Annotated in this window: 2 protein-coding genes and 2 pseudogenes; 1 reads left to right on the top strand and 3 read right to left on the bottom strand. The window is 62.1% G+C overall.

Annotated elements, in window-relative coordinates; translation table 11 throughout:
* Positions 1-102: 102 nt before the first annotated feature.
* From G3436_RS26810 to rpmE, 3 genes and pseudogenes are all read right to left on the bottom strand, one after another.
* A pseudogene (locus G3436_RS26810) lies at positions 103-1,370 on the bottom strand (malic enzyme-like NAD(P)-binding protein).
* 183 nt (positions 1,371-1,553) lie between these two features.
* Positions 1,554-2,370 (bottom strand): annotated as a pseudogene (locus G3436_RS26805) (thermonuclease family protein).
* 2 nt (positions 2,371-2,372) lie between these two features.
* Positions 2,373-2,588: a 50S ribosomal protein L31 gene (gene rpmE, locus G3436_RS26800; protein WP_163951376.1), complete on the bottom strand. Its 216-nt coding sequence runs from the start codon at positions 2,586-2,588 to the stop codon at positions 2,373-2,375.
* Between the two features lie 166 nt (positions 2,589-2,754).
* On the opposite strand from rpmE, the gene G3436_RS29175 reads away from it, so the two are divergent.
* A partial coding sequence (locus G3436_RS29175; RefSeq protein WP_420801264.1) for a hypothetical protein occupies positions 2,755-2,869 on the top strand: 115 nt, incomplete at its 3' end.

Genomic DNA, 2,869 nt, shown 5'->3' with positions numbered 1-2,869 from the left:
TGGCTTGCCAGCGAAGAGCCCCACACAGACCCAATGCCTTGCCCCAAACAAAAAGCCCCGGCTCTCGCGAGCCGGGGCTTTTTGCTACAACGCTACAACGGCTCAGCCGTTGAACACGTCATCCACGCTTTTGAGCGGGTAGTTCGCCGGGTACGGCAGGGTAGCCACGCCAGTCTCGATGGCGCCTTGGCCACTGCATCGGAAACCAGGGTGATCAGGCGCGCATCCATCGGCTTCGGAATGATGTACTCACGGCCGAACTCCAGCGACTCGACGCCGTAGGCTGCACACACTTCTTTAGGCACCGGCAGCTTGGCCAGGTCCTTCAGGGCGTTGGCCGCAGCGATCTTCATCTCTTCGTTGATGCGCTTGGCGCGAACGTCCAGGGCACCACGGAAGATGAACGGGAAGCCCAGTACGTTGTTGACCTGGTTCGGGTAGTCGGAACGACCGGTCGCCATGATCACGTCGCTACGGGTAGCGTGCGCCAGCTCTGGCGAGATTTCCGGATCCGGGTTCGAGCAAGCGAACACGATCGGGTTCGGCGCCATCGACTTCAGGCCTTCAGCGCTCAGCAGGTTCGGACCGGACAGGCCGACGAACACGTCAGCGCCTTCCAGCGCATCAGCCAGGCTGCGCTTGTCGGTGGCGTGGGCGAACACCGCCTTGTACTGGTTCAGGTCGTCACGGCCAGCGTGGATCACGCCAGTACGGTCAACCATGAAGATGTTTTCGATCTGTGCGCCCATGCTCACCAGCAACTTCATGCAGGAGATGGCCGCAGCGCCAGCGCCCAGGCAGACGATCTTGGCGTCAGCGAGGGTTTTGCCAGCGATTTCCAGGGCGTTGATCATGCCGGCAGCGGTCACGATCGCAGTACCGTGCTGGTCATCGTGGAACACCGGGATGTCGCACTGTTCGATCAGCGCGCGCTCGATTTCAAAGCACTCAGGTGCCTTGATGTCTTCCAGGTTGATACCACCAAAGGTGATGGAGATGCGACGCACGGTGTCGATGAAGGCCTGCGGGCTTTCGGATTCGACTTCGATGTCGAACACGTCGATACCGGCGAAACGCTTGAACAGAACACCCTTGCCTTCCATGACCGGCTTGGACGCCAGTGGGCCCAGGTTACCCAGGCCGAGGATGGCGGTGCCGTCGGAAATGACTGCTACCAGGTTGCCCTTGCCGGTGTACTGGTAGGCCAGTTCGGCGTCGCGGGCGATTTCACGTACCGGCTCGGCAACACCCGGGCTGTAGGCCAGCGCCAGGTCGCGAGCAGTCGCGGTAGGTTTGGTGAGCTCTACGCTCAGTTTCCCCGGACGAGGCTGAGCATGGTATTCGAGAGCGGCAGTTTTCAAATCTGACATGGTGGGCATTCCGCTTTTACTGTTCTGACGGACCGCCGAGGATACGCAAAGTGCAATGGGCCGACAAGACTGGTCGGTCACTAGTGTCAAGGCCTTTAACCTACGACTTTAAGCCAAGAGCCGCAGCCCGCAAGGGTTTGCGTGTGTACAATCGACTTTTAAAATGTCCACAATTTATTATCTTTATTGTCTTTCAAGCATCATCGGATCCGTCAGCGGCAGCATCCAGCGCGCCTGACCCGGCTTGCGCCCGCCGTTGCGGGAACGATCCAGCACCCAGCCCCGCGCCTCGACCGTGCGGCCTTCAAGGCCGTCGGCAAAGCCGGCGGGGAAATACCGCGACAAGCGCGCAGGCACCTGCAGCACCAGGTCGCCCTCAAGCTCGATCCAGGTCGTGCCGCGGTTACGCTCGATCGCCCGCACCTGAGCACGGATCAAGGCAAACCCGGACTCACGCAGGTGCCCCGGGCTGACAACCGCAGGCGCGCGCCACACCCCCAGCGCGGCCCGACGGGCGGCCTGCTCGGCCTGCTGCTGGCACTGCGCCAAGGCCACATTGGGCGCCACCGCGACACGGTAGCCGAGCCCTTCGCTGAGCAACTGTGCCTCCAGATTGTCGCCAGAGCGCCCATACACATGGGCCAGGGTGCGCCCATATTTGTCCCGCGGCTCGACACCGGGTTGCAGGCCGACCTGGCCCCCCGCTGGCCTTCACCAGCGCCTGCAGACGCTGGCGCGCGGCCACGGCGAAGGGCTCGCTGGGCTGTCCCTTGCGCCCGATTTCAGGTGCATTCAGGCCAATCAGGCGCACCCTGCGCCCATCGACCAGACGCAAGGTATCGCCATCGGCCACTTCGCGCACGCCGACCACCTGCACATCGGACGGCGCCGGGCACAGCGCCAGCGCCGGCAGTTGCCAGATCGCGGCCATAAAAAAGGCGCCCACGAGGGACGCCTTTTTCAGCAACATTGCCAAGCCCAGGGGGCCCGCTTTGCGCATGCTTACTTCTTGGCACCGAACATGCCGAAGCGATCTGCGAACTTCTGTACGCGGCCGCCGGTGTCCAGCACTTTTTGCTTGCCGGTGTAGAACGGGTGGCACTCGTTGCACACGTCGGTACCCAGCGGAGCAGCCAGGGTCGAACGGGTTTCAAACTTGTTACCGCAGCTGCAAGTAACTGCGATTACTTCATAATTCGGGTGAATTTCTGGTTTCATGGTCACTTCCTCGACTGCGTGCCGCCACCCAACACCATTGTTGAATACCGCACGTAATTAGGCGGCGAATAATACCAGAGCATGCCATCAGCGCAAGTTGTCGCTTGCACCGACTGTCGTCTGCTAGGCTCGGCGGCTACAGAATCACCCTCCAGAGACCCTGCGCGTGCCCGACGTCATCCTTCGCCTTGCCCTGCCCTCGCCCCTGCGGCGGTTGTTCGACTACAGGGCCCCGGCGAACATGGCGCACACCGCGTTCACCCCTGGCATGCGCATTCGCG

Source organism: Pseudomonas brassicae, from assembly GCF_010671725.1.
Classification (GTDB): Bacteria; Pseudomonadota; Gammaproteobacteria; order Pseudomonadales; family Pseudomonadaceae; genus Aquipseudomonas; species Aquipseudomonas brassicae.
This window is presented reverse-complemented; position numbering and strand designations above follow the sequence as displayed.

Excerpts from the sequence above, each read along its gene's own strand:
- rpmE (WP_163951376.1), bottom strand. The coding sequence starts at position 2,588 with ATGAAACCAGAAATTCACCCGAATTATGAAGTAATCGCAGTTACTTGC.